1 pseudogene is annotated in these 356 nt (G+C 63.5%); it reads right to left on the bottom strand.

The annotated features are described in order from the left end of the window. A pseudogene (locus ACIPLA_RS06305) lies at positions 1-356 on the bottom strand (radical SAM protein); the annotation flags it as partial.

Raw genomic sequence — 356 nt, 5'->3', positions numbered from 1 at the left:
GGCTCGGCGGCGGTGATTTCCAGCGCGACGTCCATGCGGCCACGGTAGTCCGGGACCAGGGTCTCGAGCTGCACGTTCGGCGACAGTTTGCGGATTTCGCGGATGCAATCGGCAAAATGCTGGGCACCGCCGTCACGCAGGTCGTCGCGGTCTACCGAGGTGATTACGACGTACTTGAGTTTCAGGTCGGCGATGGCAATGGCCAGGCTTTCCGGCTCGTTGACGTCCAGTGGCTTCGGACGACCATGACCAACGTCGCAGAACGGGCAGCGACGGGTGCAGATGTCACCCATGATCATGAAGGTCGCGGTGCCGCCGGAGAAGCACTCGCCCAGGTTCGGGCAGGACGCCTCTTC

The sequence above is a fragment of the Pseudomonas sp. NPDC086112 genome (assembly GCF_044746425.1).
In the GTDB taxonomy this organism is placed as follows: Bacteria; Pseudomonadota; Gammaproteobacteria; order Pseudomonadales; family Pseudomonadaceae; genus Aquipseudomonas.
This window is presented reverse-complemented; position numbering and strand designations above follow the sequence as displayed.